Below are 3,680 nucleotides of genomic sequence, written 5' to 3' on the forward strand. Positions count from 1 at the left end.
CCCCCGCAGCAGCAGTACGGCCGGCAGCAGCCGCCGCCGTACCAGCAGCAGCCGCAGCGCCGACAGCCGCCGCCGCAGCGGTACGAACCGCAGCGGCCGCCCGCCCCGGAGCCGCGCCGCCGCGAGCGCGAGCCGCGCCGGCGCAGCGCCAACCCGGTGCGCATCCCGGGCCTCGGCTGCCTCAAGGGCTGTCTGATCATGATCGTGCTGCTGGTGGTCGGCTCCTGGCTGGCCTGGGAGCTCGGGCTCAAGGACCTGTTCGCCACGGGGCGCGGCTACTGGGACCAGATCAGCCAGTGGTACTCGACCGTCTCGGACTGGGTGACCACGATCGGCGACGCCTCGAAGTCGGTGGGCGGCTCGTAAGGGCCGCCCCGCACGGCCAGGGGGCCCGCCACCCGCCTCCGGAGTGGCGACGCCGGAGATTTATCGACATCCCGGTGATTTTTCCGGCGGAGAAGTGGCGCTTGACGGCGTCCGGGGCGCCGAAAGCGCCGCCGTCCGCGTAGTTTTGTCGCCAGCACCGGCCCCGGGCGCCCCGCGCCCCGGGCCGCGGCCCCCGCGCATCCGCGCCGCGGGCCGTCACCTGTCGGACAAGACCCGTCGGAGCAGTCTTGGCACGGAAGATCGGCAGCCGGTACACCGCCCACCAGATCCTCGGTCGCGGCAGCGCCGGCACGGTGTGGCTGGGCGAGGGCCCCGAAGGGGCCGTGGCGATCAAGCTGCTGCGCGAGGACCTCGCCTCCGACCAGGAGCTGGTCGGCCGCTTCGTACAGGAGCGCGCCGCCCTGCTCAGCCTCGATCACCCGCGCGTGGTCGGCGTCCGCGACCTGGTCGTGGACGGCAACGACCTCGCCCTGGTGATGGACCTCGTACGCGGTACCGACCTGCGCACCCGCCTGGACGCCCAGCGCCGGCTGGCCCCGGAGGCCGCGGTCGCCATCGTGGCCGACGTCGCCGAGGGCCTGGCCGCCGCGCACGCCGCGCGCATCGTGCACCGCGACGTGAAGCCCGAGAACGTCCTGCTCGACATGGAGGGCCCGCTCGGCCCGGGCGGCGCCCACCCCGCCCTCCTCACCGACTTCGGCATCGCTCGCCTCGTCGACTCGCCACGCCGCACCCGCTCCACCCGGGTCATCGGCACCCCCGACTACCTCGCCCCCGAGATCATCGAGGGCCTCCCGCCGCGCGCGTCCGTGGACGTGTACGCGCTGGCCACGGTCCTGTACGAGCTGCTCGCCGGCTTCACCCCCTTCGGTGGCGGGCACCCCGGCGCGGTGCTGCGCCGGCACGTCACCGAGCGGGTCGCGCCGCTCCCCGGCATCCCGGACGAGCTGTGGCAGCTGCTCGTCCAGTGCCTGGCCAAGGCCCCCGCCTCCCGGCTCCGCGCCCCCGAGCTGGCGGCCCGGCTGCGCGAGATCCAGCCCGCGCTGGCCGGCATCCCGCCGCTGGACATCGACGAGCCGGAGAGCGAAGAGGAAGCGGACGAGGCGGCGGGCCAGGAGGCGGTCCGCGAGGACGGCCCGTACCACCCGGCGGCGCCCGAGGACGGCGGCCGGATCCGCGGCGCGGTACCGCTGGTCCACGGCGCGGCCCCGGACTCCAACCGGGACACGCACACGAGCATGCGCGTGCCGGGCCCGGACGAGCTGGCCGGAGGGGCGCACGGCACCGCCCGCACGCCGCGCGCCGCGGGCGAGCGCCGGGCCGGCTCGGCCCGCCACCGCGTACGCAAGCGGCGGGTCCGGCTGGGCATCGCGGCAGCCGGCCTGGTGGCCGCCGCGGGCCTCGGCACCTGGCTCGCCTCGGGCGACGACGCTCCGGACGACGCCCGCCCGGGTACGGAGCAGACAGCCCCGGACGTGCCGTAGCTCACGAAGCGTCCCGTCAGGAAGCGCCCCGTAAGGGGCGCGGGGAACTGCGCGAGCAACCGAGACGGCGCCGCAGGGGCCCACCGACCGGGCCCGCCGGGCCGTCCGAGGCGGTACGAAGACGGCCGAGGACGGCCACGGCTCATGTCGGCCCACCCAGCCGTTAGGCTGGACCCGTGGCAGTCGTCGATGTATCCGAAGAGCTGAAGTCCCTCTCCTCGACCATGGGGTCGATCGAGGCCGTCCTGGACCTCGACAAGATGAGGGCCGATATCGCTGCGCTCGAGGAGCAGGCAGCGGCCCCCGACCTCTGGGACGACGTGGAGAACGCCCAGAAGGTCACCAGCCGGCTGTCCTACCTCCAGGGGCAGCTGCGCAAGGCCGAGGAGCTGCGCGGTCGGGTCGACGACCTCGAAGTGCTCTTCGAGCTGGCCGCGGACGAGGACGACGAGGACGCCCAGGCCGAGGCGGAGGCCGAGCTGACCTCGGTCCGCAAGGCCGTCGACGAGCTGGAGGTGCGCACGCTCCTCTCCGGCGAGTACGACTCCCGTGAGGCCGTCGTGAACATCCGCGCCGAGGCGGGCGGCGTCGACGCCGCCGACTTCGCCGAGAAGCTGCAGCGCATGTACCTGCGCTGGGCCGAGCGGCACGGCTACAAGACGGAGCTGTACGAGACCTCGTACGCCGAAGAGGCCGGCATCAAGTCGACCACCTTCGCCGTCAACGTGCCGTACGCCTACGGCACGCTCTCCGTGGAGCAGGGCACGCACCGCCTGGTCCGCATCTCCCCGTTCGACAACCAGGGCCGCCGCCAGACGTCGTTCGCCGGCGTCGAGGTGCTGCCCGTCGTCGAGCAGACCGACCACATCGAGATCGACGAGTCGGACCTGCGCGTCGACGTGTACCGCTCCTCGGGCCCCGGCGGCCAGGGCGTCAACACGACGGACTCCGCGGTCCGGCTGACGCACATCCCGACCGGCATCGTGGTCTCCTGCCAGAACGAGCGCTCGCAGATCCAGAACAAGGCCACCGCCATGAACGTCCTCCAGGCGAAGCTGCTGGAGCGGCGCCGCCAGGAGGAGCAGGCCAAGATGGACGCCCTCAAGGGCGACGGCGGCAACTCCTGGGGCAACCAGATGCGGTCGTACGTCCTGCACCCGTACCAGATGGTCAAGGACCTCCGGACGGAGTTCGAGGTCGGCAACCCGCAGGCGGTGCTGGACGGCGACATCGACGGCTTCCTGGAAGCCGGCATTCGCTGGCGCAAGCAGCAGGAGCAGGAGAAGTAAGCCGGGTACTCCCGCAGCAACCGCCGCCTTCGGGGCGGCGGTTGCTTTTTGTTGTGGTGATTTGGTTACAGTCGTACGCCGCCGAGCCCCATAAAGCCCCGCAATACGGTCATCCGCTCTTTATTTGACCTTGACGGTCCGTTGGGATCTGGGAAGGGTAGTGCGCGGCATGCGTATGTCTGGGGCGCGTGTGAAACGGGGAAACTAGCGAACCGCCCGCGAAGCGGGCCGAGAGTCGCGTGCCCCCATCGGCCGTCGCCCCGCACAGAAATGCCCCAATGACACATGAGCTACTGGGGGTAGCAACCAGATGACCAAGAAGACGCGGGTGCGCGTAGCGCGCGTTGCAGCCGGTGCAGTGATAGCGCTGGGCGCGTCGCTGACCGTGACGGGCGCCGCTTCGGCGACCGAGTCGGACCAGCCCACCGCCACGAGCGACGACGACGGCGTCGGCATCTTCGGCGGCCTCTTCGGCGGCGGCGACGGCGGCGAGGACAACGGCGGCGCGGTCGGCGGTGAA

Annotated in this window: 2 protein-coding genes and 2 pseudogenes; all 4 read left to right on the forward strand. The window is 72.5% G+C overall.

Features of this window, described 5'->3' with window-relative positions:
* Positions 1 to 366, forward strand: a pseudogene (locus CCS38_RS02900) (hypothetical protein); the annotation flags it as partial.
* Positions 367 to 614: 248 nt separating this feature from the next.
* Positions 615 to 1,871, forward strand: a complete 1,257-nt coding sequence (locus CCS38_RS02905) for a serine/threonine-protein kinase (RefSeq protein WP_223731591.1) — start codon at positions 615 to 617, stop codon at positions 1,869 to 1,871.
* Between the two features lie 176 nt (positions 1,872 to 2,047).
* Positions 2,048 to 3,160, forward strand: coding sequence for a peptide chain release factor 2 (gene prfB, locus CCS38_RS02910; protein ID WP_223731592.1), 1,113 nt, complete (start codon positions 2,048 to 2,050; stop codon positions 3,158 to 3,160).
* A 310-nt stretch (positions 3,161 to 3,470) separates the two neighbouring features.
* A pseudogene (locus CCS38_RS02915) lies at positions 3,471 to 3,680 on the forward strand (hypothetical protein); the annotation flags it as partial.

Origin of the sequence: Streptomyces purpurogeneiscleroticus, assembly GCF_020024005.1 — a bacterium.
GTDB classification, from domain to species: domain Bacteria; phylum Actinomycetota; class Actinomycetes; order Streptomycetales; family Streptomycetaceae; genus Streptomyces; species Streptomyces purpurogeneiscleroticus.